Origin of the sequence: Azospirillum sp. TSO35-2 (assembly GCF_003116095.1) — a bacterium.
Taxonomy (GTDB): Bacteria; Pseudomonadota; Alphaproteobacteria; order Azospirillales; family Azospirillaceae; genus Azospirillum.
Window position 1 is genome coordinate 719356 of the sequence record NZ_LGRA01000013.1, and the last position, 24185, is coordinate 743540.

Below are 24185 nucleotides of genomic sequence, written 5' to 3' on the forward strand. Positions count from 1 at the left end.
TCGTCAGGACAGCAGGCCGGACAGCAGGCGGGCGATGTCGCCGAGCCGCCGTTCGATGCGGACCGGCTGGTCGCACACCGCGCCCTGCGCCCGTCGGCGGTCGTCGAGCACGCGGCGGTCCCAGGCGATCTCGCTCTTGATCTCCTGCGCACGGGCGGCGTCGCCCGCCGCCGCGTCGAGCTGGTGCAACTGGCCGGCGATGCGGTCGCGGAGCGCGCGCTGGTTCTGCGCGTAGCGCTCGATCGAGGCGATGGCGGCGCTGCGCTGGCGGTCGAGCGTCTGGAAGGTCCCGGCGAAGACCAGCGTCAGCGCCCGATCCTTCCCCTCCCCCGCCGCGGCGGCCAGCGCCTGGGCGTCCGGCTCCAGGCTGGCGGGATCGACGCCGTCGTCGGCGGCGCGCCGGACCAGGGCGACGATCTTCGGGTCGCGCTGCCAGTCGTCCGCCAGCCCCTCGACCGGCGGACCGTCCCAGACCGAGGCGGCCGACAGGGTGGGGACCAGGACTTGCGGGCACGGCCAGTCGGGGTTCTTCGGGTCCTGCGCCAGGGCGGCAGCCGGCAACCCGATGATCAGAACCGCGGCGGCGAGGGGGAAGGGGCGTCGATCCATGACTGGATGGTGGGGCATCCGACGCCCGACCGCCAGTCGGAAACGTTGCGCAAAAGGAGAAGCCCGATGGATCACGCCGGACGGGCGGCCAGATTCGCTATCATCGCCATCGTGATGACCGTTCTGGTCACGCTGTCCGGCACCGCCGCGGCGCGGACGCTGGTGCTGGACCTGGAGTTGCTCGACACCAGCGGCGAGGCCGCCTCGCCGGACCATGCGGAGCGGCTGAAGCGGGTCAGCGAGGAGCTGCGCCGGGGGCTGAACGACAAGGGCTATGACGTGATGGACGCCGCCACCGCCGCGCGGTTCAAGCCGCAGGGCATCGAAATCCGCTCCTGCAACGGCTGCGAGAACGACATCGCCCGCGCCGCCGGTGCCGATCTGGTGGTGTTCGGTGTTGTTCACAAGATCAGCAGCCTGATCCTGTCGATCCTGCTGGTGGTCGAGGATGTCGCCAGCGACCGGGCGGTGACGACCGCGCGCATCGACATCCGCGGCGACAACGACGCCTCCTGGTCGCGCGGGATCGGCTGGCTGGTCGAACATCGCCTGGCGCAGCACGCGCCGGCCGCGCGGTGAGCGCCGCCGGTCGAGGCCGACGGGAAACAGAGGACGAGAGAGATGCCGGACGATTCCCAAAGCGGCTACGCCACCCTGATGAACGTCATGCGGCCGATGGAACCGCACAGCGCGGCGGCCACGCGCCGCTACGATCTGGTCCTCCACGACTATGTCGGTGATTTCCGGATCGGCGTCTGGGAGCATGAGAAGACCAGGACCCAGCGCGTGCGCGTCAACCTGACCGTCACCGTCGAGGTGCCGAACCGGCCCTTCGTCGACGATCTCGACGCCGTCGTCTCCTACGAATACCTGATCGACGGCGTCAAGGCGCTGGCCGGCAGCCCGCACATCCAGCTGCTGGAGGTGCTGGGCGAAAGGCTGCTGGCGCTGTGCCTGTCGCCGCCGCAGGCGGTGTCCGCCCAGGTGCGGCTGGAAAAGCTGGAGATCGTCCCCGAGGCGGCCGGCGTCGGCGTCGTGCTGGCCGGCACGCGGGCCGGGCGGCGATGACGAGGGCGGCGATGACCCCAGCCGTGACCCGCCGCCCGACCTGGGTCGTCAAGCTGGGCGGCAGCCTGTGGAACGGCGACGCCCTGCGGCCCTGGCTCGCCGCTCTCGCGGCCGAGCGGACGGAAGCCGGGCGGACGTGCCGCATCGTCATCGTCCCCGGCGGCGGTCCCTTCGCCGACGCCGTCCGCCACGCCCAACCGGTGCTCGGCTATGGCGCGGCGGCGGCGCACCGCATGGCGATCCTCGGCATGGAGCAATACGGCCTGGCGCTGCTCGACCTGGAACCGGGGCTGGCCCCGGCGCGCACGGTCGCCGACATGACCGAAGCGTCGGGTCCCGTGGTCTGGCTGCCCACTCCGCTGGCGGCCGAGGCTGACGTCGCGGAAAGCTGGGACGTCACCTCCGACACGCTGGCGGCGTGGCTGGCCGGACGGCTGGAGGCGGAGCGGCTGGTGCTGGTGAAGTCGGCGCCGCTGCCGGCGGGAAGCGCCGACGCGCGGGCGCTGGCGCGGGCCGGCGTGATCGACCCGGTCCTGCCCGACCTTATGGCAAGCCTGCCGGCGGAGGTCCGCTGCGTCGGCTGCGCCGACCTCCCGCGGTTCATCGCCGCGCTGCGCGGCGGCCGACCGGCCGGGACACGGCTCACGGCCGACGCCCCGATGCAACAGGGCCGCCGGATGGAACCGGAGGCGGCATGGCCCGGCACATCCTTTTCCTGACCGGCTCGCTGGCCGAGAACCGCCTGCGCCAGGTGCTGGACTCGCTCCAGCCACTGCCGTTCGAGGCGACCGTCGTCAACCTCGGCGTCAAGGTCGCCGCCCTCGCCACCACCGAGATCGTGCTGCGGCGGCTCGACTCCGCCCACGGCGCCGATCTGGTGCTGCTGCCCGGCCGTTTCCGCGGCGACCTCGACGCGCTGGCCGCCCGGTTCGGCACGCGGTTCGAGCGCGGCCCCGACGAGCTTGAGGATCTGCCGCAGTATTTCCAGCGGCAGGCCCGGCCGCTCGACCTCAGCCGCCACGACACCCGCATCTTCGCCGAGATCGTCGACGCCCCGGCGCGCGACACCGCCGCCCTCCTCGCCAAGGCCGGCGATCTGCGGGCCGACGGCGCCGACGTCATCGACCTCGGCTGCCTGCCGGACACCCCGTTTCCGCATCTGGAGGAGGCGATTGCCGCCCTGCACGACGCCGGCTTCTCCGTCAGCGTCGATTCGCTGAACCCCGACGAGCTGCGCCGCGCCAACCGCGCCGGCGCCGACTATCTGCTCAGCCTGACCGAGGAGACGGTCCACCTTGCCGAGGAAGGCGACGCGGTGCCGGTGCTGATCCCGGTCACCCCGCCGGATCTCGCCAGCCTGGGCCGCGCCATCAACCGGATGAGCCGCGGCGGGCGGCGTTTCCTGGTCGATCCGATCCTGGAGCCGATCCATCACGGCTTCACCGACTCCCTGCTGCGCTACCGGACGGTGCGCGAACGCTGGCCGGACGCCGAGATGCTGATGGGCATCGGCAACGTCACCGAACTGACCGACGCCGACACGCCGGGCGTCACCGCCGTGCTGATGGGCGTGGTGTCGGAACTGCGCATCGCCAACGTCCTGGCGGTGCAGGTCAGCCCGCACTGCCGGCGCGCCATCCGCGAATTCGACGCGGCGCGGCGCCAGTTCTTCGCCGCCCGCGCCGCGCACAGCATGCCGCGCGGCTTCGGCGACGGGCTGCTCTGCCTGCGCGACCGCCGGCCCTTCATCCGCAGCCCGGCGCAGATCGCCGAGACCGCGGCGCAAATCCGCGACGCCAACTACCGGATGGAGGTCAGCGCGGAGGGCATCCACCTCTACAACCGCGACGGCCACCACGTCGCCACCGACCCGTTCGACCTGTTCCCGCGGCTCGATCCGGGCACCGACGCCGGCCACGCCTTCTATCTGGGGGTCGAGCTGGCGCGGGCGCAGATCGCCTGGCAGCTCGGCAAGCGCTACGTCCAGGACAGCCCGCTGCGCTGGGGCGTCGCCACCGACGCGCCCGCCGACGACCTCACCGGCTTCCACGCCGCCGGTCCGACCAAGTCAGGCCCCTGATCCCGATGCCCGCCATCCTGCGATGCCAATGATCCGAGAAACCATCGTCACCACCACCGGCGCCGACGGGCGGCCCCATCTGGCGCCGCTGGGGGTGACCGTCGAAGACGGCCCCGACGGCGAGCGGTTCGTGCTGGCCCCGTTCCGGCCGTCACGGACGCTGGACAACCTGCTCGCCCGCCGCTGCGCCGTGGTCAACCACACCGACGACGTCCGGGTCTTCGCCGGCTGCATCAGCGGCCGGCGCCGCGACTGGCCAACCGTCCCGGCGGAGCGGGTCGACGCCCCGCGTCTGGCCGATTGCTTGGCGCACGAGGAGATCACGGTGGTCGAGCTGCTGGACGACCCGGTGCGACCGCGCTTCCTCTGCCGCACCGTCCACGCCGCCGCGCACGCGCCCTTTCGCGGCTTCAACCGGGCGCAGGCGGCGGTGATCGAGGCCGCCATCCTGGTCAGCCGGCTGCACCTGCTGCCCGCCGACAAGATCGCTCGGGAAATCGACTATCTGTCGATCGCCATCGCCAAGACCGCCGGCCCGCCCGAGCGCGAAGCCTGGGACTGGCTGGTGGAGCGCATCGCCGCACACCGCGACACGGAGGCATCATGACCGGAAGCACCACCACCGGATGGCTGGCCAGCGTGGCGGACGTGGCGGAGATCGCCCGCGTTCTTCCGATGGCGCCCGACATCCTCGACCTGAAGGATCCGGCCGCCGGCGCGCTCGGCGCCTGGCCGGCCGACAACGTCGCCACCGTGGTGCGGGACATGGCGGGCCTGCCCCGGCGCCCGCGGCTGAGCGCCACCATCGGCGACCACCCGATGCGGCCGGACGCCATCCTGCCGGCGGCCCGGCGCATCGCCGCAACCGGGGTGGACTTCGTCAAGATCGGCTTCGCGGCGGACGGCGACCCGCTTGGCTGCATCGACGCGCTGGCGCCGCTGGCGGCGGACGGCGCCCGGCTGATCGCGGTGTGCTTCGCCGACCAGTGGTCCGCCGACTCGCTGTCCCTGCCCCTCGACCGTCTGGCCGCCGCCGGCTTCGCCGGGGCGATGCTCGACACCGCCGGGAAGCGCCAGGGCCTGCGCCACCACTGGCCGGACGAAGGGCTCGCCGGGTTCGTGGCCCGCGCGCGGGCTTGCGGCCTGCTGACCGGTCTGGCCGGGTCGCTGACCATCGCCGACATTCCGGCGCTGCGGGCGCTCGCCCCCGACTATCTCGGCTTCCGCGGCGCCCTGTGCGGCGGGGAGCGCACCGCCGGCATCGACCCGCGAGCGGTGGCGCGGGTTGCCGCCTGCATGGCCGGGCGCGCGGCGACACCGGCGCCGTGATCGCCCCGGACCACCCGCCACCCGGCACCGGCCGGGCAGCGGGTGGCGGCGGTCACGGCTTGGCAACGTGCCAGACGTTGTTGACGCCGTCGCCGGTGGTGTCGCCGGCCTTGGTGTCCTTGGCCCAGGTGTAGAGCGGCTTTCCGCCATAGGCCCACTGCTTGGTCCCGTCGTCGCGGGTGACGATGGTGTATTTGCCCATCGGCTTGGCGGAGGCGTCGGCCATCAGCGGCGGCCAGTTCGTGGCGCATTGGCCGTTGCAGGCCGACTTGCCGCCGGCGTCCTTGTCGAAGACGTAGAGCGTCATGCCCTTCGCGTCGGTCAGGACGGGACCCATGGCGGTCTTGCCGGTCATCGCCGGCTCCTTCCCCTGGGCGAAGGCGGGCGAGCCCGACAGGACGGCGCCCAGGCCGAGCGCGAGGGCGGTGATGCGGAGTGCGGATGTCATCGTTGCAGATCCTCCCCAAAGGCGAGCCCGCCGGGTGGCGGTGCCGCCGTATCAAGGACGCGACGAGGCAACGGATATTCCCCAGCGCCGGCCTGATCTTTTGGGGGTGCCGGAACGCTACGGCGCCGCGGCCCCCAGCGCCGCCTCCAGCTCGTCCTGGTCGATGGGCACCAGCTGTTCGGGCTCGAACACGCCCGGCTGGGGCGGCAGGCGGATCCAGGCGCCGGTGCGCCGATAGGCGACGAAGGAGAGTTCCTCGATCCGCTCCTCCTCGGTTTCCACGACATAGTTTCCGGCCGGACGCTGGTGGTCCATGTTGCGGAACTGGAACGGGCGGGTGAAGGCGACCGTGGTCGCGGTGTTGCGGGTGGCGCTCATCGCAGGAACTCCCAAGCCGGTCGGCGTGACGGTGACGGGGCCGCCGACCGGGCGTTGCGAGCCATCATAGACCATAAAGCGCGTTTGTCGCCTGCGGCGTGCCCCGGCCGCCGGGACGGGCGGCGCTCAGTGCTTGCCCGATCCCGGCTCGGCCATCTTGCGGTGCTGCTCGGCCAGCACGCCGGACGGGGTGACGGTCGCCATCGCCGTCTGCAGCTTGTTCTTCCAGCCGGCGACCACGTCGCCCTCGCCGCTCATCATCGCGTCGAAGCCGACCTTGGCGACCATCGCCGGATCGTCCTTCTTTCCTTGCCCGACCTGGGTGTCCATCATGCCGGCGCGTTCGAAGAATTCGGTGTCGGTCGGCCCCGGCATCAGGCAGGTGACGGTGACGCCGCTGTCCTTCAGCTCGTTGCGCAGCGCAAAGGAGAAGGAATCGATGAAGGCCTTGGTGCCGTTGTAGACCGCCTGGAAGGAGCCGGGCATGAAGCCGGCGATGGAGCCGGTGATCAGGATGCGCCCCTCGCCCCGGCTGCGCATGTCCCGCCCGACCTTGTGGATCAGGGCCAGCGTGCCGGTGACGTTGGTGTCGATGACGTGCCGGGCGTCGGCGAACTCCTGGTCGAGGAAGCCGTGGCCCAGCCCGTGGCCGGCGTTCGCCAGCAGGGCGTCGACGGCACGCCCTTTCAGCGCGGCGTAGAGCCGGTCGACCCCGTCCAGCGTCGCAAGGTCGGCCTGGACCGTCTCGACCGCCGCACCCAGCGTCCGCAGCTCCCGCGCGGCCGTCTCGATCGCCGGATCATCGGCGGCGATGACGAGGTCGAAGCCGTTGCGGGCGCATTGCCTGGCGAGTTCGAGACCGATGCCGCTGGAGGCTCCGGTGACGACGGCAAGCTGTGTGTTGGCGGCGCGAGCCATGGGACTGCCCTCTCGGAAAATGGTGCTGTCCCGTCAACCGCATCGGCGGAGCGGAGGTTCCGGCCCATCACCACCCCCGCCGCACTGCAACATTGTCGATCAGCGCGGCGCGCGCGCCGGCTCGTTCAACCAGTCCTCGAGCCGTGCGGGCGGCATCGTCGCGGATTGCTGCGGGGGGTTCAGGGGGGCGCCCGGACCGACCTGGCCGCGCGCATCGACGCGCGCCTGGACATGCCGGCCATCGGCGGTCACGAACTCCCCCTCGCCGGTCGGCCGGTTGCGGCGGAACGCGCCGACATAGCGGCTGCCATCCGGAAAGCTGAGCGTGCCGAACCCGGTGCGGCGATCGTCCTGCCACGCGCCCTGGTAGGTCCGGCCGTCGGGCCACACATGGGTTCCCTGCCCCGAGGCCACCCCCCGCCGGAACTCGGCATCGAGGCGGCGGCCGTCCCGCCAGGCGACGCGGGCGCGGCCTTCAAGGCGTCCGTCGACGAAGGTGCCTTCGGCCCGCCCGTCGGAACGGCCGTCGTAGAACCACTCCAGCACGCCCGGTCCGTTCACCCAGTCGTTCCGGCAGGCGCCGGACCAGCGCAGGGTCTTGCGCCGGTCGGGGTAGTGATCCCACAGCCGGCAGCCGGAGCCCTCGACCGCCACCGGCTGTTCGGCGGCGGCCCGGGCCGGCGTGAAGGCCGCCAGGGAGGAGAGCACGAACACGGTGGCGGCGGTGCCCATGCCCATGGGACAAGTCACGGTGCCCATGGCGGGCTGCCTTTGCGTGGGGGACGATCCTGACGTCCAACCGCCCCCTTCCGGTTTGGTTCCCGGGGACGGGACGGGCGCAGCCGCAAGGCCGGGGCGCCGTCACCGCGCCAGCGACAGCCGCTCCGCGCTCGCCTTCAGCGTGTCGATCATCGTCTGCTGCGCGTCCTCGTCGGTGTCGGCCGGGACGACGAAGCAGATGGTGGCGATGCAGCGCCCGGCCGGGTCGCGCACCGGGGCGGCGAGGCAGGTGGTGAAGCGGTCGACCAGCCCGGTGGTGCGGACGAAGCCCTGGCCGCGCGCCTGGTCGATGTCGCGCAGGAACTCGTCCTCGACGATGCGCCGGCCGTCCGGCAGCGTGAAGTCGTCCGCCGGGATGAAGCGCAGGATCTCGTCCGGCGCCATGTGGTCGACCAGCAGCCGGCCGGACGCCGTCCACGGGATCGGCACCTTGATGCCGATCTCCGAACTGATGCGGAACATGCGCCGGCCCGGTTCATTCAGCACGACCAGATACTTGTCGCCCTCCAGCGTGCAGAACTGCGCCGTCTCCCCCACCGTCTCGGCGAGGTGGGCGACCTCCACCCGCGCCTTGCGGATCAGGTCGACGCTGTCGAGATAGTCGCTGCCGAAATAATGCATCGCCGGGCCGAAATAGACCGTGCCGTCGGCGTCGCGCAGCTCCAGCCAGCGCGCCTCCACCAGCGTGTTCACCAGCTCATACATGGTCGAGCGTGGGGTCCCGGTTTCGCGCGCGATGTCGGCGATCCGCGTCGGCACGCGGCGCTGGTGAAGGTGGTTCATCAGCGCGATGACGCGGTCGATGCCGCGGGCACGGCCGGTCGCCTTGTCCTGAATGTCCACGGTCCCGTCGCTCTTCATCGCGTCCACGCTCCAACCTGCCCTGGTTCCTGGGCCGCACCACCGATTAGCACGCCGCTTTTCGGCTTGCCAGCGCTCTTTGTCCGATATACCGTTCGCTTGTCTGGAATACAAGACCGACGTCCGATATTTCGGACAAACGGTCCGGGAGGTTCACATGACACGATTCTCACGCCGCCTGTTCAACACCGCCCTCGGCACCACCATCGCCACCGGCGGGCTTTCCACCAGCATCCTCGGGGCCTGGACGACGCCCGCGCGGGCTCAATCCGGCACCGCCGCCTCGGTCGTGACGGTCGCCACCATCGGCGAGCCGCCGACGCTGGACCCGGTCGGCACCACGTCCGATCTGGTCAGCATCATCACCCAGCACATGTTCGAGACGCTGTTCACCTTCGACGGCGACTGGAAGCTGGCGCCGCTGGTGGCGTCCGCCCTGCCGCAGGTGTCGGCGGACGGCAAGACCTACACGATCCCGCTGCGCGGCGGCGTCACCTTCCACGACGGCAGCACCGTCACGGTCGACGACGTGGTCGCCTCGCTCGACCATTGGACCAAGGCGTCGCCGCGCGGAAAGACCGTCGCCCCGCTGGTCGAGAGCATCGCCGCCAAGGGTGCCGACAGCGTCGTCGTCGCGCTGAAGGAGCCGTTCGCGCCGCTGACCGCCCTGCTGGCGATGAACAACGGCGCCGCCGCCATCGTGCCGAAGTCGGTGATCGACGGGCCGGGCGCCCTGAAGTCGCTGATCGGCACCGGCCCCTACAAGCTGCTGGAGCACAAGCCCGACCAATACATCCGGCTGGTGCGCCACGACGGCTACGCCTCGCCCGCCGGCGCGCCCAGCGGCTATGCCGGCAGCCGCAAGGCCACCATCGGCGAGGTGCGCTTCGTCCCGGTGCCGAACGCCGCCACCCGGGTGTCCGGCGTGCTGGCCGGCCAGTACCAGTTCGCCGACAGCCTGCCGGCGGAAACCCTGCCGCGCATCAAGGACGCCGCCGGTGTCAAGCCCGTGATCGTCAAGCCCTTCGGCTTCCCGCTGATGATCATGAACACCAAGACCGGCGTGATGGCGAACCCGAAGCTGCGCCAGGCGGTGCTGGCGGCGCTCGACCCGGGCGACATGCTGCTGGCCGGTCTCGGCGACCCCGCCTTCGTCGCGGCGGAGGGGTCGATCTACGCCCCCGGCACACCCTATTACGACGCGGCAAGCGCCAAGCCCTACGCCGACCACGCCCCCGGCAAGGCCGCCGAGCTGCTGAAGGCCGCCGGCTACAAGGGCGAGCCGATCCGCATCATGACCTCGGTCCAGTACGAGTTCCTCTACAAGATGAGCATGGTCGCCCAGGCCCAGCTCGAACTCGCCGGCTTCAAGGTCGACCTCCAGGTGCTGGATTGGGCGACGCTGCTGCAGCGCCGCGGCGACGAGAAGGCATGGGACGCCTTCTTCACCTACCACACCTTCGTGCCGGAACCGTCGCTGATCACCGTGCTGAACCCCAGCTACCCCGGCTGGTGGGACAGCCCGGCCAAGCGCGAGGCGCTGGCCGCCTTCAACCGCGAGATGGACCCGGCGGCGCGCAAGACGAAATGGGTGGCGTTGCAGACGCTGTTCTACAGCGAGGTGCCCAGCGTCAAGGTCGGCGAGTTCTACAACCTCGCCGCCGCCAGCGACAAACTGACCGGCTACACCCCGACGCCCTGGCCGTTCTTCTGGAACACCAGCCTGAAGAGCTGAGGGGCGTCTGAAGACTCCCTCTCCCGCCTCTCGCACAAACTTCGTTTGTGCTGACGGCGTCAGGCGGATCGAAGATCCGCTGAGAGCCCCGGGAGAGGGAAGGGGCCCATGCGAAGCATGGGAAGGGTGAGGGGTAAAGCAAGGAACCATGCGGTTCTGGTTTCTTGCCCTGCCCCTCACCCTCCCCACTTCGTGGGTCCCCTCCCTCTCCCGGGACGGGAGAGGGCTTTATTTCCCCATCGGTCCGGGACCGCATCCATGCTCGTCTACATCGTGCGCCGGTTCGCCGGCATGATGATCGTCATGCTGCTCGTCGCCATGGTGGTCTTCGTGATCGCCCGCGTCGTGCCGGGCGACCCCGCCGCCGTGATGCTGGGCTCCTCCGCCACCCCGGCGGACGTCGCGGCGCTACGCGGCCGGCTCGGCCTCGACGAGCCGCTGCTGACCCAGTTCCTGCTCTATCTCGGGCAGATCCTGCGCTTCGACCTCGGCGAGTCGATCTTCCTCAACCGCCCGGTCACCCAGGCGCTGGCCGAGCGGTCGGAGTTGACGGCGCTGCTGACCGCCATGTCGGTGGGGATCGCCATGCTGATCGGCGTGCCGATCGGCATCCTGTCGGCGGCCAAGCGCGGCCGGCTGATCGACCAGACCGCGCTCGGCCTCGCCATGCTGGCGGCCAGCGTGCCCAGCTTCTGGATCGGGCTGACGCTGATCAAGTATCTGGCGGTCGACCACAGCTGGTTCCCGGTCGCCGGCTACGGCCCGCCCGACGCGTCGCTCGGCGAGCGGCTGCGCCACCTCTTGCTGCCGGCGATCGCGCTGGGCATCCCCAATTCGGCGCTGATCCTGCGCTTCACCCGCACCAGCATGCTCGACGTGCTGAGCCACGACTACGTCCGCACCGCGCGGGCCAAGGGACTGCCGCCGCTGGTGGTGGTGCTGAAGCACGCGCTGCGCAACGCGATGATCCCGATCCTGACGGTGATCGGCCTGACCACCGCGGTGATGATCGCCGGCGCCATCGTGACCGAGACGGTGTTCGGCCTGCCCGGCGTCGGCAACCTGATCGTCTCGGCCGTGCTGCGCCGCGACTATCCGGTGATCCAGGGCGCCCTGCTGGTCGTCTCCGCCATCTATGTCCTGATCAACCTGACGGTCGACCTGCTCTACGCCGTGGTCGATCCCCGCGTCCGCTATTGAGAAGGGAGGACCCGATGGCCAGCGTTCCCGCCACCCCCGGCAGCGTCCCCCTCGCCACCGCGCCCACGCCGCACCGCAGCCGGTCGCCCTTCGCCCTGCTGATGCGCCAGCTCTTCCGCCGCCGGCTGGTGGTGCTGGCCTTCGCGGTGATGGTGGCGATCCTGGCGGTGGCGCTGCTGGCGCCGTGGATCTCGCCGTTCAACCCGATGAAGATGGACATCCTCGGCCGGATGAAGCCGCCGTCGGCCGCCCATTGGTTCGGCACCGACGAGTTCGGGCGCGACGTGCTGTCCCGCGTGATGCTGGGCGCCCGGCTGTCGCTGCTGGTCGGGCTGCTGGTGGTGGTGGTCGCCACCGTGCTGGGCACGCTGCTCGGCTTGGCCGCCGGCTATGTCCGGCCGCTGGACGGCGCGCTGATGCGGCTGACCGACGCGCTGATGGCCTTCCCCGACATCCTGCTCGCCATCGCCTTCATGGCGGCGCTGGGACCGTCGCTCTACAACGTCGTGCTGGCGCTCGGCATCGTCTACACCCCGCGCGTCGCCCGCGTCGTCCGCGCCGCCTGCCTGGTGGTGCGCGAGATGCCGTTCGTCGAGGCGGCGACGGCGCTGGGCGCCACCACGCCGCGCATCGTCTTCCTGCACATCCTGCCCAACCTGATGTCGCCGATCCTGGTGCAGGCCACCTTCATCTTCGCCTACGCCATCCTGACCGAGGCGGCCTTGTCCTTCCTCGGCGTCGGTGTGCCGCCGACCACGCCGACCTGGGGCAACATGATCGCCGGCGCCCAGCAGTATTTCCAGCAGGCCGACTGGCTGATCCTGTTTCCCGGCGGCGCCATCGTGGCGACCGTGCTGTCGCTGCAGATCGTCGGCGACGGGCTGCGCGACGCGCTCGACCCCCGGCTCCAGAAGGCGAAGTGAGATGAACACCTCCCCCATCCTCATTCGCAACGCCTGCATCCTCGACGGCACCGGCGCCCCCTGGTTCCCCGGCGACGTGCTGGTGGAGCGTGGCCGCATCGCCGCCGTCGGCCCGGCGCTCGACGCGTCGGACGCCAAACCGCTGGAGGCCGCCGGCCGCTTCCTCGCCCCCGGCTTCATCGACGCCCATTGCCACGACGACCTGATCCAGCTGCGCCAGCCCGGCCGGCCGGAGAAGGTGGCGCAGGGCGTCACCACCGTGGTGGTCGGCAACTGCTCCTTCGGGCTCTACCCGCAGAGCCCGGCCAGCGCCGGCCCGCTGCGCGAGCATTTCGGCAACCTGCTGGGCAGCGTGGCGGATCGGGAAACCTTCGCCGACTTCACGTCCTACCGCTTCGCGCTCGACGGGCGCGGCACCGCCATCAACCTCGTCTCGCTGGTCGGGCACGCCGCGCTCCGCCTCGCCGTGATGGGCTGGCAGAACCGCGCCGCCACCGCCGACGAGCGCGAGGCGATGGCAGCGTTGCTGGCCGACCAGCTGCGCCAGGGCGCGCACGGCCTGTCGCTCGGCCTCGTCTACCCGCCCAGCGCCTGGGCCGACCGCGCCGAGCTGGTCCGGCTGGCCGAGGTGGTGGCGGAGCATGGCGCGCTGCTGACCGCCCATGTCCGCTCCTACGAAGGCGGGCTGATCGCCTCGGTCGACGAGTTCCTCGACCTGCTGAAGGCCGGCGGGGCGAGCGGCCTGCTCTCCCACCTGCAGGCGGCCGGACGGCCCTATTGGGGCAGCCTGCCGCGGGCGGTGGAGCGGCTGGAGATCGCGCGTAGGGGGGGCACCGACGTCAGCTTCGACATGTACCCCTACCCGGCCGGCTCCAGCACCATCCTGCAACTGCTGCCGCCGTCGGCGCTGGCCGGCGGGGTGGACGCCCTGCTGGCCCGCCTCGCCGACCCGGACGGGCTGGCCACCCTGCGCCGCGCGGTGGAGGAGGGCGAGGCCCCGGCCGATCCCGGCTGGGAATCCAAGATCCGCCTGATCGGCTGGGAGAATGTCCGCATCGGCGGCGTTTCGGCGAACGATCTGCGCCCCCTGGAAGGGCTGTCGCTGGCGGAAATCGCGGCGACGCGGCTGGAACAGCCCTTCGATACACTGGTCCGGCTGATCGCCCTCGATCGCGGCCGGACCAACATCGTCATGTTCCAGTTGGCCGAAGCCGATCTGGAAACCGCGCTGTCGCACCCGCTGCACATGCTGGGCTCCGATGGCCTGCCGCGCGAGACCGGCAAGCCGCACCCCCGCGCCTTCGGCAGCTTCCCGCGCTATCTCGCCCGCGCCATCACCGGCGAGGGCAAGCTGGGGTTGGAGGATGCCGTGCGCCACATGACCGCCGTCCCGGCGCAACGCTTCGGCCTCAGCGACCGCGGCCTGATCCGGCCGGGCATGGTGGCCGACCTGACCCTGTTCACCGCCGACGTGGCCGACCGCGCGACCTTCCAGGATCCGACGCGGCCGCCGCACGGCATCACCGACGTGCTCGTCGCCGGGGCCTTCGTGCTGCGCGACGGCGGGCACACCGGCGCCCGCCCCGGCCGAACGCTGGCGCGCGCCTGACTTTCCCAGAAAGCTGTGAGGACTCATGACCAACCGCAAGCCGATCTTCGCCGAAAAGGGTGCGAAGCCCGCCGGCCAGTACAGCCACGCGATCGTCGCGAACGGCTTCGTCTATGTCTCCGGCCAGGGTCCGCACCATCCGGAGACCGGCGCCCTGCCCGAGGATTTCGCCGGTGAGGTGCGCCAGACCCTGCGCAACCTGGAGATCATCCTGAAGGCGGCCGGCACCGACCTCGCCCATGTGGTGAAGGTCAACAGCTACCTCGCCGACCTCGGTCGCTTCCAGGAATACAACGCGCTCTATTCGGAGTTCTTCCCCGACCAGCCGCCGGCGCGCACCACCATCGGCTGCCAGTTGAACAACATCCAGATCGAAATCGACTGCATCGCCGTCCTGCCGGCGGCGTAACATCCAATGCGTACGGCCGGTCCCATGGCGTCGCCGCCGGGATCGGCCCCTTTCCCAAATCTGCGTTCCGGAGCGGTCCCATGCGCGTCGACGATCTCGACACCCCCGTCCCCGTCATCGACCTCGACCGGGTCGAGCACAACCTCGCCAAGATGCAGGCCTACTGCGACCGGCACGGGCTGGCGCTGCGCCCGCACATCAAGACCCACAAGCTCCCCGAATTCGCCCGCCGCCAGATCGAGCTGGGCGCCGTCGGCATCACCTGCCAGAAGATCGGCGAGGCGCTGGTGATGGCGGAGGCCGGCTGCGCCGACATCCTGCTGACCTACCCCATCGTCGGCCCGACCAAGATCGGCCCGCTGGCCGAGCTGGCGCGCAAGACCCGGCTGTCGGTGGCGCTCGACAACCCGGTGGCGCTCGACACCGTCGCCGCCGCGGCGGCCGAGGCCGGGGTGGAGATCGGCATCCTGGTCGAGTTCGACAGCGGCGACGGCCGCTGCGGCGTGCAGACCCCGGGCGAGGCGCTGGAGCTGGCGCGCCGCGCCAACGGCAACGGCCTGACCCGCTTCCGCGGCCTGATGACCTACCCGCGCGGCCCCCGCACCGTGCCCTTCGTCGCCGAGGCGCGCGCCCTGCTCGACGGCGCCGGCATCCCGGTCGACACCGTGTCGGTCGGCGGCACCCCCGGCTGCTGGGACACCCACGAGCTGCCCGGCGTGACCGAGCTGCGCGTCGGCACCTACATCTACCACGACCGCGCCACCGTCGGCGCCGGGGTGGCGACGCTGGACGAGTGCGCGGTGCATGTGCTGGCCACCGTCGTCAGCCGCCCGACGCCCGACCGCGCCGTGCTCGACTGCGGCAGCAAGACGCTGTCGAGCGACCGCGTCGCCCCGTCGGTCGGCGAGGGCTACGGCCTGATCCTCGATTACCCCGACGCGGTGATCGTCCGCGTCAACGAGGAGCACGCGGTGGTCGACCTGAGCAACAGCGCTGCCAAGCCGGAGATCGGCGACCGCGTCCGCATCCTGCCCAACCATGTCTGCGTGGTCAGCAACCTGCACGACCGCATGGCGGTCAGCCGCAACGGTGACGTGATCGGCGAATGGCCGGTCGCGGCGCGCGGCTGCACGCGCTGACCTGAACCCCGGAGTCGTCCATGGACGCCGACATCACGCTCGACATCCGCAACCTGCAAACCCACTTCACCGCCGATCCCGGCGTGGCGAAGGCGGTCGACGGCGTCTCCTTCACGGTCCGCCGCAACGAGACGCTGGCCGTCGTCGGTGAATCCGGCAGCGGCAAGTCGGTGACCAGCCTGTCGATGATGCGGCTGATCCCCTCGCCGCCCGGCCTCATCGCCGGCGGCGAGATCCTGTTCCGCGGCCGCGACGGGCAGGTGCGCGACCTCGCCCGCGTCAGCGAGCGCGCCATGCGCGGCATCCGCGGCAACGAGATCGGCATGATCTTCCAGGAGCCGATGACCTCGCTGAACCCGGTCTACAGCGTCGGCGACCAGATCGGCGAGTCGCTGCGCTACCACCAGGGCCTCAACCGGAAAGAAGCGCGGGCCGAGGCGCTCGCCATGCTGAAGAAGGTCGGCATCCCGGCGGCGGAGCGGCGGTTGGACGAGTTCCCGCACCAGATGTCGGGCGGCATGCGCCAGCGCGTGATGATCGCCATGGCGCTGGCCTGCCGGCCGACCCTGCTGATCGCCGACGAGCCGACCACCGCGCTGGACGTCACCATCCAGGCCCAGATCCTCGACCTGATGCGCCGCCTTCAGGAGGAGACCGGGACCTCCATCCTGTTCATCACCCACAATCTGGGCGTGGTGGCGGAGGTGGCGCAGCGCGTCGTCGTCATGTACGCCGGCCGCGTGGTCGAGGAGGGCGACGTCCGCTCCCTGCTGAAGACGCCGCGGCATCCCTACACCCGCGGCCTGCTCGCCTGCCTGCCGCATCTGGGCCAGCGCCGCGGCGACGGCGGCCGGCTGGCCGCCATCCCCGGCAACGCGCCGAGCCCGGTCAACCGCCCGGCCGGCTGCACCTTCGCCCCGCGCTGCCCGCTCGCCGAGCCGGCCTGCACCGCCGGGGAACCGGCGCTCGAAGCCATCGGCCCCACCCACGCCGTCCGCTGCCGCCGCTGGAGAGACGTCCAATGAGCGCCCAAACCCTTTCCTCCGACCAGCCCCTGCTCCAGGTCCGCAACCTGGAAAAGCGCTTTCCCGTGCGCGGCGGGCTGCTGCAACGGCCGGTCGGCTGGGTCAAGGCGGTCGACGATTTGTCGTTCGACCTGAACCGCGGCGAGGTGCTGGGGCTGGTCGGCGAATCCGGGTCGGGCAAGACCACCGCCGGGCGGAGCATCCTGCGGCTGATCGAGCCGACCGGCGGCTCCATCCGCTTCGACGGCCAGGAGATCACCGGATTGGCCGCGGCGGAGATGCGCGCCCGCCGCCGGCGCATGCAGATCGTCTTCCAGGATCCCTACGCCAGCCTGGACCCGCGCCAGCGGGTGCGCGACGTCATCGGCGAGGCGCTGGTGATCCACAACATCGGCAGCCGCGCCGACCGCCGCGACCGCATCGCCGCGCTGTTGGACAAGGTCGGCCTGACCGCCGACGCCATGGACCGCTTCCCGCACGAATTCTCCGGCGGCCAGCGCCAGCGCATCGGCATCGCCCGCGCCCTGGCGGTGGAGCCGGACTTCATCGTCGCCGACGAGCCGGTGTCGGCGCTCGACGTCTCGGTGCAGGCGCAGGTGGTCAATCTGCTGGGCGACCTGCAACGCGAACTCGGGCTGGCGGTGCTGTTCATCGCCCACGACCTCGCCGTCGTCCGCTACATCAGCGACCGGGTGGCGGTGATGTATCTCGGCCGCCTGATGGAGATCGCGCCGAGCGACGCGCTCTACGAACGGCCGCGCCACCCCTACACCATGGCGCTGCTGTCGGCCGCCCCCGACCCGGACCCCGACGCGCCCAAGGCGCGCCTGCTGCTGGAGGGCGACGTGCCCAGCCCGATGAACCCGCCGTCGGGCTGCGTCTTCCGCACCCGCTGCCCCTTCGCCCTGCCCGCCTGCGCCGAACCGAGCGCCCGGGCGTTGCGCGAGCTCGGTCCCGGCCACGCCGTCTCCTGCATCCGCGACGACATCGTGGCACCCACGGCCTGAGCGCCGCGACCGGCTACCCCCATTGCCCGGAGCAATCCGGGCGTCCGTTCCGGTTGATGGTGATGCGGCACGGCGGGCGGACATCCCGCGGTGCGCTCACACCAGACGGAAGGAGCGCCGATGACCAGCCAGAACCCGAAGGGACAGGACGACAACCGGGGCAGCCGGGATCAGGCATCGTCCGACAGCGACCGGATGACCCACGCCATCGATCAGGCCAAGGACCTGCCGGGCGACCGGGACGACGCCCGCAAGGAGGCCGACCGCACCCGGCGGGCGGTCGACAGCATGAGCCCCGGCAACACGCCGCGGGCGGGCGACGACCCGCAGCATGGCCTCACCACCGGCTCCGGCATGATGCCGATGCCGAGCGAGACCGGCGGCGCCGGCCGCAAATCGGGCAAGGACAAGGCCTGAACCGGGCGCTCCGGCCTCCGCCCCCAAAGCGGGCCGGAGTGCCGGCAAGCCCAGCCGACGTCAGCGCCCCTCGGTCCGGAACCGCAGTTGCATGTGGTGCTCATACCGCTGCCCGGGGTCGAGCCGGGCGGACGGGAAATGGGCGATGTTCGGCGTGCCGGGGAAGCGCTGGGTCTCCAGCGCGATCCCGGCGAAGGGTCCATAGGGCCGGTCGCCCTTGCCGATCACCCGGTCGCTGAGATAGCCGCCGGTGTAGACCTGCAGGCCCGGCTGGTCGCTGGACAGCTCCAGACGGCGGCCCGACGCCGGGTCCTCCAGCGAGGCCACCGGGCGCAACGCCCCCGCCGGTCCGTCCAGGCACCAGTTGTGGTCGAAGCCGAAGCCGCCCACCGCGTCCAGCGCCTCGCCCAGAAACGGGCCGTTGCGCAGGTCGAAGGGGGTGCCGTTCACCGGCCGCACCTCCCCCGTCGGGATCAGGTCGGCGCCGACCGGGGTGATGAAGCCGCCGCGCACCGCCAGCCGGTGGCCGCGCACATCGCCGGCCGCATGCCCGGCGAGGTTCCAATAGCTGTGATGGACCAGATTGACCACGGTCGCCCGGTCGGTGGTCGCCGCCATTCGGATGTCGAGCACGCCGTCCCCGGTCAGTTGGTAGCGGACGCTCGCCGCCAGCGCGCCGGGATAGCCCTGGTCGCCGTCGGGCGAGCGCAAGGTGAAGGTGACGGCGTTCTCCGCCTCGTCCACCGTCGCGTCCCACATCCGGCGGTCGAAGCCGTCGCTGCCGCCGTGCAACTGGTTGGGCGGCTCATTGGCGGTCAGCCGGTGGCGGACGCCGTCGAGCGTGAAGGCCGCGCCGCCGATGCGGTTGCCGTAGCGCCCGCAGGTCGCCCCGAAATAGGCATCGCTCGCCAGATACTTGGCCAGCCGGTCGAAGCCGAGCACGATGTCGGCCGGCCGGCCGTCGCGGTCGGGCATCACGAAGCGGACCAGCCGGGCGCCATGGGCGACGACCGTCGCCTCCAACCCGCCGGCGGCAAGCGTGAAGCCCTCCACCGGCCGGCCGTCCAGTTCGTCGAAGCGAAAGGTTTGGATGGGCATCACGCCTCCGCCGGTTCGCCGCCGCGGCCGGCCCAGGCCGCCAGCAGACCCTTTTGCAGCAGGATGAAGATGAACAGCAGGGCGCCGATGGCGATCTTGGTCCACCAGCTGCTCAGCGTGCCGTCGAAGGTGATGTAGGTCTGGATCAGCCCCTGGATCAGCACCCCGGCGAAGGTCCCCAGCACATAGCCGTAGCCGCCGGTCAGCTGGGTGCCGCCGATCACCACCGCGGTGATGGTGTCCAGTTCCACCCCGGTCGCCGCCAGCGAATAGCCGGCGCCGGTGTAGAGCGAAAAGACGATGCCGGCCAGCCCGGCCAGCAGGCCCGACAGGGTGTAGACCGCCACCGTGGTCCGCGCCACCGGCACGCCCATCAGCTCCGCCGACTGGCGGTTGCCGCCCAGCGCGTAGAGGTTGGCGCCGAAGCGGGTCCAGTGCGCCAGCACCATCGCCAGCACCAGCACGCCCAGCATGACCATCGCCGGCAGGCTCAGCTTGCCGCCGGCGTCGAAGCGCCAGGCGACGTCGTTCAGCTCGCCGTAGAGCGGGTGGTTGATCGGCAGCGAATCGGTGGTCAGGACGAAGGCGGTGCCGCGGGCGATGAACATGCCGGCCAGCGTGACGATGAAGGGCGGCATGCGGAAGACATGGATGATGGCGCCCATCACCGCGCCGAAGCCGGCGGCGGTCAGCAGCGCCACCGCGAAGGCCGCCACCGGATCCCAGCCGCCCTGTTCGATCAGCACCGCCAGCAGCACGGTGGTGAAGCCGATCACCGCCCCGACCGACAGGTCGATGCCGCCCGACAGGATGACGAAGGTCATGCCGATCGCGGTGATGCCGAGAAAGGCGTTGTCGGTCAGCAGGTTGCCCACCACCCGCAGCGAGGCGAAGTTGGGGAACTGCGCGGCGCACAGCAGGAAGCCGACCACCAGCACGGCGATGGTGACGATCAGGGGAAGGAAACGGTGGATCATGGCTTGACGCTCCCGCTCTCGCGCTTGCCCGGCGGCTGGAGGGTCGGCTTGACCGCGAGCGCACCCTTGGGCCGGGGCAGAAACAACGTCAGGGCCGGCGACTGGAGCAGCAGCACGACCAGCAGCACCGCCGCCTTGACGATCAGGTTGAACTCCGGCTTGAAGCCGCTCAGCAGGATGCCGGTGTTCATCGCCTGGATGATCGCCGCCCCCACCACCGACAGCAGCAACCCGAACCGCCCGCCGAGCAGCGACGTGCCGCCGACCACCACCGCCAGGATGGCGTCCAGCTCCAGCCACAGGCCGGCGTTGTTGACGTCGGCGCCGCGGATGTCGGCGGTGACGATGACGCCCGCCACCGCGGCGCACAGGCCGCACCAGACATAGACGGCGATCAGCACCACCGGCGTGTTGACACCGGCCCCAGCGCTGGACAGCCGGTTGATGCCGACCGCCTCGATCATCAGCCCCAGCGCGGTCGCCCGCACCAGCAGCGCCGTCACCACCAGCATGGCGATGGTGATGACCACCGGCATCGGCACGGTCAGGAACGACCCGCTGCCGATCGACGCCAGGCCGGGGCTGACGAAGGTGACGATCTGCCCCTCGGTGATCAGCTGGGCGATGCCGCGGCCGGCGACCATCAGGATCAGCGTGGCGATGATCGGCTGGATGCGCAGCAGCGCCACCAGCAGCCCGTTCCACAGCCCGCACAGCAGCCCGGCGCCGAGCGAGGCCGCCAGCACCGCCGGCAGGCCCCAGCCCGCCTGGGTCATGGTGGCGGCCACCGCGCCGGAGATCGCCATCACCGCGCCGACCGACAGGTCGACGCCACGGGTGGCGATGACCATGGTCATGCCGATGGCGAGCAGCCCAACCGGGGCGCCGCGGTTCAGCACGTCGATCAGGCTGCCGAACAGCCGGCCGTCCTGCAGGCGGATGGAAAAGAAATCGGGGAACAACAGCCAGTTGGCCAGCAGCACCGCGACCAGCGCGCCGTATTGCGGCAGGTTGCGCAGCAGGCCGGGGGTCGGGCCGGGAAGCGACAGCGTCATGCCCGCGCCTCCCCGGATCCGGCCGGAGCCGAAGCCGGCTCCGACGCAATGGCGGACACGATGCGGTCCACGGTGACCTCCCCTCCCCTCAGTTCGGCGACGTGGCGGCGGTCGCGCAGCACCACGACGCGGCGGCTGTAGGCGACGATCTCCTCCAGCTCGGACGAGACGACCAGCAGCGCCATGCCGTCGGCGCACAGCCGCTCGATCAGGCGAATGATCTCGGCGTGGGCGCCGACGTCGATGCCGCGCGTCGGCTCGTCCAGGATCAGCAGGCGCGGCTCGGTCGCCAGCCAGCGGGCGAGCAGCGCCTTCTGCTGGTTGCCGCCCGACAGAAGCTGGATCGGCCGCTCGGCGTCGGGCGTGCGGATGTCGAGCAGGCGGATGAAGCGGTCGGCGATCTCCTCCTGGCGGCGGCGCGGGATCGGCTTCAGCCAGCCCTGCCGCGCCTGGAGCGCCAGGATGATGTTCTCGCGCACCGACAGCTCGCCGACGATGCCCTCCTTCTTGCGGTCCTCCGGGCAGAAGCCGAAGCCGAGCCGGATCGCCTCGCGCGGCCCACGCAGCCGCGCCGGGCGCCCGTCGACCATCGCCTCGCCACGGTCGGCACGGTCCATGCCGAAGACCAGCCGCGCCGTCTCCGTCCGGCCGGAGCCGAGCAGCCCGGCCAGCCCGACCACCTCGCCCGGGCGAATGTCGAGGTCGAACGGCTCGACGCTGCGCGCCTTGCCGAAGCCGCGGAACCGGACCAGCGGCGGGCGGGCGTCGCTGTCGGCAGCGTCATCGGCGGCGATGCGGTGCGCCACCGCCTCCAGCTCCCGCCCCAGCATCATGGCGACGAGGTCGAGGCGGGGCAGCTCGTCGGTCCGCCGTTCGCCGACCAGCCGGCCGTTGCGCAGCACGGTGATGCGGTCGCACACCGCATAGACCTGGTCGAGGAAATGGGTGACGAAGACGATGCCGATGCCGCGCGCCTTCAGCCCGCGCAGCACGCCGAACAGCACCGACACCTCGTGGGCGTCGAGGCTGGCGGTCGGCTCGTCGAGGATCAGCACCTTGGCCGACATGTCGACGGCGCGGGCGATGGCGACGATCTGCTGGGTCGCCACCGAGAAGCGGCCGAGCGGCGCGGTGACGTCGAGCGACAGCCCATAGCCGGACAGCAGCGCCCGCGCCCGCCGCCGCATCGCCCCGCGGTCGACCAGCCCGAAGCGCATCGGCTGGCGGCCCAGGAACAGGTTCTCCGCCACCGACAGGTTGGGCAGCAGGTTGACCTCCTGGTAGACGGTGCCGATGTGCAGGCGCTGCGCCTCCTCGACGCCGCGCGGCGCGATCTCCCGCCCCTCCAGCGTGACGGTGCCGGCGTCGCGCTGGTAGACGCCGGTCAGCGTCTTGATCAGCGTCGACTTGCCGGCGCCGTTCTCGCCGAGCAGCGCGTGGACCTCGCCATGGCGCAGCGTGAAATCGACCCCGTCGAGCGCCTGGACGCCGAGAAAGCCCTTGGACAGGCCGCGGATCGCCAGCAGCGGCGAAGACGGTTCGGGAATGTGCGGCGTCATCGGAGCCTCGCCAGCCACGCGTCGACAAAAACGACAAGACGCCGGGGCGGTTGCGGAAACGCCGTCCCGCAACCGCCCCGGCGCCGGATCAGTAGGCGTCCTTGCGGCGCTCGTACTCGGCCTTGGCGGTGTCGGGGGTGAACAGCGCCGACTCCGTCTTGATCCACTTCGGCGGCGCCTTGCCGTCCTTCTTGAAGGCGACCAGCGCGTCATAGGCCGGGCCGGCCATGTTGGGCGTCAGCTCGACCGTCGCGTTGGCCTCGCCCTCCGCCATCGCCTTGAAGATGTCGGGAACGCCGTCGATCGAAACGACCAGGATGTCCTTGCCCGGCTTCAGGCCGGCTTCCTTGATCGCCTGGATGGCACCGACCGCCATGTCGTCGTTGTGGGCATAGACGGCGCAGATCTTCTTGCCGCCGTCCTCGGCCTTGATGAAGCTCTCCATCACCTCCTTGCCCTTGGCGCGGGTGAAGTCGCCGGACTGGGTGCGGATGATCTTCATGCCGGGATTCTTGGCGACGACCTCGTCGAAGCCCTTCTTGCGGTTGATCGCCGGGGAGGAGCCGACGGTGCCCTGCAGTTCCACCACCGCGCATTTGCCGCCGGTCTGCTTGGCCAGCCATTCGCCGGCCACCCGGCCCTCATGCACGGTGTCGGAGGTGACGGCCGTCATGTAGAGGCTCTGGTCCTTGGTGTCGATCTGGCGGTCGAGCAGAACCACCGGAATCTTCGCCTCCTTGGCCTCCTTCAGCACCGAATCCCAGCCGGTCGCCACCACCGGCGCGATGAAGATGGCGTCGACGCCCTGGGCGACGAAGGAACGCACCGCCTTGATCTGGTTCTCCTGCTTCTGCTGGGCGTCGGAGATCTTCAGGTCGATGCCGCGCTTGTCGGCCTCGGCCTTGGCGGTCTTGGTCTCGGCGGCGCGCCAGCCGGACTCGGAGCCGATCTGCGAGAAGCCGACCACCAGCTTGCCGTCGGCGGCCTGGACCGATCCCAGCCCGATGAGCAGGGCCGTCACGGCGGCGGCGGCGGTGGCGGCGGACGTCAGCCAATTCCTGGACATTCGTTTCACTCCCTGAGTTTTGTCGTGTTCTTGGACGATAGGGATGGGGCGAGGGGGGATGAGGCTGCGGAATGTGGAAAGCGGGCCGCTGCGGCACAGCATCACGGCATTAGCCGGCTCACAAATTGTCCGTTATGCCTACTTTAAGTACTCAAAAACATAACTGTCCAATATGTTTATCGGCCAGCCTGATACGGAAATCGGTATATCCGGGCGGTGGCCCGGAAAGAAACGGCCAGACGGAACACCGTCTGGCCGCCAGTTGACCTCGCGCCGGGAGAGGACACGAGGCCGACGCACCCGAGGGAGAGCGCGCCGGGACGCGCCGCCACGGTGGGATGGACACCGCGGCGGCGCGAAGGTCAGAAGGCCAGGTTGGTCTGGACCAGGAACATGTCGCCCTTGTCGCTGTTGGCGGCGACATCGGAGCTGAGCTTGAAGTGGTTGTACTCCGGCCCGATGCTGAAGCCGGGGGCGACGACGTACTTGGCGCCG

The 24185-nt window shown here is 70.9% G+C and carries 26 protein-coding genes; 15 read left to right on the plus strand and 11 right to left on the minus strand.

The features are described 5' to 3' along the window. Positions 1 to 3: 3 nt before the first annotated feature. Positions 4 to 609, minus strand: coding sequence for a hypothetical protein (locus TSO352_RS10650; protein WP_247872018.1), 606 nt, complete (start codon positions 607 to 609; stop codon positions 4 to 6). A 66-nt stretch (positions 610 to 675) separates the two neighbouring features. On the opposite strand from TSO352_RS10650, the gene TSO352_RS10655 reads away from it, so the two are divergent. From TSO352_RS10655 to TSO352_RS10680, 6 genes are read left to right on the plus strand one after another with little or no spacing between them, the layout of a single operon-like run. Next, on the plus strand, positions 676 to 1188 hold the full coding sequence (locus TSO352_RS10655) for a DUF3280 domain-containing protein (protein WP_247872019.1): 513 nt from the start codon (positions 676 to 678) through the stop codon (positions 1186 to 1188). Positions 1189 to 1230: 42 nt separating this feature from the next. After that, a complete protein-coding gene (locus TSO352_RS10660; RefSeq protein WP_109107282.1) occupies positions 1231 to 1677 on the plus strand; it encodes a dihydroneopterin aldolase in 447 nt (148 codons plus the stop codon). Between the two features lie 11 nt (positions 1678 to 1688). Beyond that, the gene (locus TSO352_RS10665) at positions 1689 to 2396 is read left to right on the plus strand and encodes an aspartate/glutamate/uridylate kinase (RefSeq protein WP_199231554.1); all 708 of its coding nucleotides are present in this window, start codon (positions 1689 to 1691) and stop codon (positions 2394 to 2396) included. After that, positions 2372 to 3757 carry a DUF6513 domain-containing protein gene (locus TSO352_RS10670; protein WP_109107283.1) on the plus strand — a complete coding sequence of 462 codons (1386 nt, stop codon included), beginning with the start codon at positions 2372 to 2374 and terminating at the stop codon, positions 3755 to 3757. The genes TSO352_RS10665 and TSO352_RS10670 overlap by 25 nt, the downstream gene beginning before the upstream one ends. A 28-nt stretch (positions 3758 to 3785) precedes the next feature. Further along, on the plus strand, positions 3786 to 4364 hold the full coding sequence (locus TSO352_RS10675; RefSeq protein ID WP_109107284.1) for a DUF447 domain-containing protein: 579 nt from the start codon (positions 3786 to 3788) through the stop codon (positions 4362 to 4364). Continuing rightward, positions 4361 to 5086, plus strand: a complete 726-nt coding sequence (locus TSO352_RS10680; RefSeq protein WP_109107285.1) for a (5-formylfuran-3-yl)methyl phosphate synthase — start codon at positions 4361 to 4363, stop codon at positions 5084 to 5086. Before TSO352_RS10675 ends, TSO352_RS10680 begins: the two co-directional genes overlap by 4 nt. 52 nt (positions 5087 to 5138) lie before the next feature. Here the strand turns inward: TSO352_RS10680 and TSO352_RS10685 are convergent, their stop codons facing one another. The 5 genes from TSO352_RS10685 to TSO352_RS10705 all read right to left on the minus strand — a co-directional run bounded on the left by TSO352_RS10685 (position 5139) and on the right by TSO352_RS10705 (position 8471). Beyond that, positions 5139 to 5534, minus strand: coding sequence for a hypothetical protein (locus TSO352_RS10685; RefSeq protein ID WP_109107286.1), 396 nt, complete (start codon positions 5532 to 5534; stop codon positions 5139 to 5141). 117 nt (positions 5535 to 5651) lie between these two features. Then, positions 5652 to 5912 carry a hypothetical protein gene (locus TSO352_RS10690; RefSeq protein ID WP_109107287.1) on the minus strand — a complete coding sequence of 87 codons (261 nt, stop codon included), beginning with the start codon at positions 5910 to 5912 and terminating at the stop codon, positions 5652 to 5654. 126 nt (positions 5913 to 6038) lie between these two features. Further along, the gene (locus tag TSO352_RS10695) at positions 6039 to 6830 is read right to left on the minus strand and encodes an SDR family NAD(P)-dependent oxidoreductase (protein WP_109107288.1); all 792 of its coding nucleotides are present in this window, start codon (positions 6828 to 6830) and stop codon (positions 6039 to 6041) included. A 99-nt stretch (positions 6831 to 6929) separates the two neighbouring features. Beyond that, positions 6930 to 7589 carry a hypothetical protein gene (locus TSO352_RS10700; RefSeq protein ID WP_109107289.1) on the minus strand — a complete coding sequence of 220 codons (660 nt, stop codon included), beginning with the start codon at positions 7587 to 7589 and terminating at the stop codon, positions 6930 to 6932. 102 nt (positions 7590 to 7691) lie between these two features. After that, positions 7692 to 8471, minus strand: coding sequence for an IclR family transcriptional regulator (locus TSO352_RS10705; RefSeq protein WP_109107290.1), 780 nt, complete (start codon positions 8469 to 8471; stop codon positions 7692 to 7694). 157 nt (positions 8472 to 8628) lie between these two features. Between TSO352_RS10705 and TSO352_RS10710 the strand changes: the two genes are divergently transcribed. From TSO352_RS10710 to TSO352_RS10760, 9 genes are all read left to right on the plus strand, one after another. Then, the gene (locus TSO352_RS10710) at positions 8629 to 10206 is read left to right on the plus strand and encodes an ABC transporter substrate-binding protein (RefSeq protein ID WP_109107291.1); all 1578 of its coding nucleotides are present in this window, start codon (positions 8629 to 8631) and stop codon (positions 10204 to 10206) included. A 258-nt stretch (positions 10207 to 10464) separates the two neighbouring features. Continuing rightward, positions 10465 to 11406 (plus strand): ABC transporter permease, encoded by a 942-nt coding sequence (locus TSO352_RS10725; RefSeq protein ID WP_109107292.1) that lies wholly within the window; start codon positions 10465 to 10467, stop codon positions 11404 to 11406. A 14-nt stretch (positions 11407 to 11420) separates the two neighbouring features. Continuing rightward, a complete protein-coding gene (locus TSO352_RS10730; RefSeq protein WP_109107293.1) occupies positions 11421 to 12329 on the plus strand; it encodes an ABC transporter permease in 909 nt (302 codons plus the stop codon). Position 12330: 1 nt separating this feature from the next. Then, complete coding sequence (locus TSO352_RS10735; RefSeq protein WP_109107294.1) at positions 12331 to 13938, plus strand: D-aminoacylase; 1608 nt, start codon at positions 12331 to 12333, stop codon at positions 13936 to 13938. A gap of 25 nt (positions 13939 to 13963) precedes the next feature. After that, positions 13964 to 14347, plus strand: coding sequence for a RidA family protein (locus TSO352_RS10740; RefSeq protein ID WP_109107295.1), 384 nt, complete (start codon positions 13964 to 13966; stop codon positions 14345 to 14347). An 80-nt stretch (positions 14348 to 14427) separates the two neighbouring features. Next, positions 14428 to 15486 carry a D-TA family PLP-dependent enzyme gene (locus TSO352_RS10745; protein ID WP_109107296.1) on the plus strand — a complete coding sequence of 353 codons (1059 nt, stop codon included), beginning with the start codon at positions 14428 to 14430 and terminating at the stop codon, positions 15484 to 15486. A 20-nt stretch (positions 15487 to 15506) separates the two neighbouring features. After that, entirely contained in the window at positions 15507 to 16511 is a 1005-nt protein-coding gene (locus TSO352_RS10750) for an ABC transporter ATP-binding protein (protein ID WP_109107297.1), read from the plus strand. Further along, the gene (locus tag TSO352_RS10755; RefSeq protein ID WP_109107298.1) at positions 16508 to 17518 is read left to right on the plus strand and encodes an ABC transporter ATP-binding protein; all 1011 of its coding nucleotides are present in this window, start codon (positions 16508 to 16510) and stop codon (positions 17516 to 17518) included. Before TSO352_RS10750 ends, TSO352_RS10755 begins: the two co-directional genes overlap by 4 nt. Before the next feature lie 120 nt (positions 17519 to 17638). Beyond that, positions 17639 to 17935, plus strand: coding sequence for a hypothetical protein (locus tag TSO352_RS10760; RefSeq protein WP_109107299.1), 297 nt, complete (start codon positions 17639 to 17641; stop codon positions 17933 to 17935). 60 nt (positions 17936 to 17995) lie between these two features. Here the strand turns inward: TSO352_RS10760 and TSO352_RS10765 are convergent, their stop codons facing one another. The 5 genes from TSO352_RS10765 to ytfQ form a co-directional block, all read right to left on the minus strand. Then, positions 17996 to 19033: an aldose epimerase family protein gene (locus tag TSO352_RS10765; RefSeq protein ID WP_109107300.1), complete on the minus strand. Its 1038-nt coding sequence runs from the start codon at positions 19031 to 19033 to the stop codon at positions 17996 to 17998. Further along, positions 19033 to 20010: a galactofuranose ABC transporter, permease protein YjfF gene (gene yjfF, locus TSO352_RS10770; protein WP_109107301.1), complete on the minus strand. Its 978-nt coding sequence runs from the start codon at positions 20008 to 20010 to the stop codon at positions 19033 to 19035. Before yjfF ends, TSO352_RS10765 begins: the two co-directional genes overlap by 1 nt. Further along, positions 20007 to 21065: an ABC transporter permease gene (locus TSO352_RS10775; protein ID WP_109107302.1), complete on the minus strand. Its 1059-nt coding sequence runs from the start codon at positions 21063 to 21065 to the stop codon at positions 20007 to 20009. The genes yjfF and TSO352_RS10775 overlap by 4 nt, the downstream gene beginning before the upstream one ends. Continuing rightward, positions 21062 to 22624 (minus strand): galactofuranose ABC transporter, ATP-binding protein YtfR, encoded by a 1563-nt coding sequence (ytfR, locus tag TSO352_RS10780; RefSeq protein ID WP_109107303.1) that lies wholly within the window; start codon positions 22622 to 22624, stop codon positions 21062 to 21064. The genes TSO352_RS10775 and ytfR overlap by 4 nt, the downstream gene beginning before the upstream one ends. 88 nt (positions 22625 to 22712) lie before the next feature. After that, positions 22713 to 23690 carry a galactofuranose ABC transporter, galactofuranose-binding protein YtfQ gene (gene ytfQ, locus TSO352_RS10785; protein ID WP_109107304.1) on the minus strand — a complete coding sequence of 326 codons (978 nt, stop codon included), beginning with the start codon at positions 23688 to 23690 and terminating at the stop codon, positions 22713 to 22715. Between the last annotated feature and the right edge of the window lie 495 nt (positions 23691 to 24185).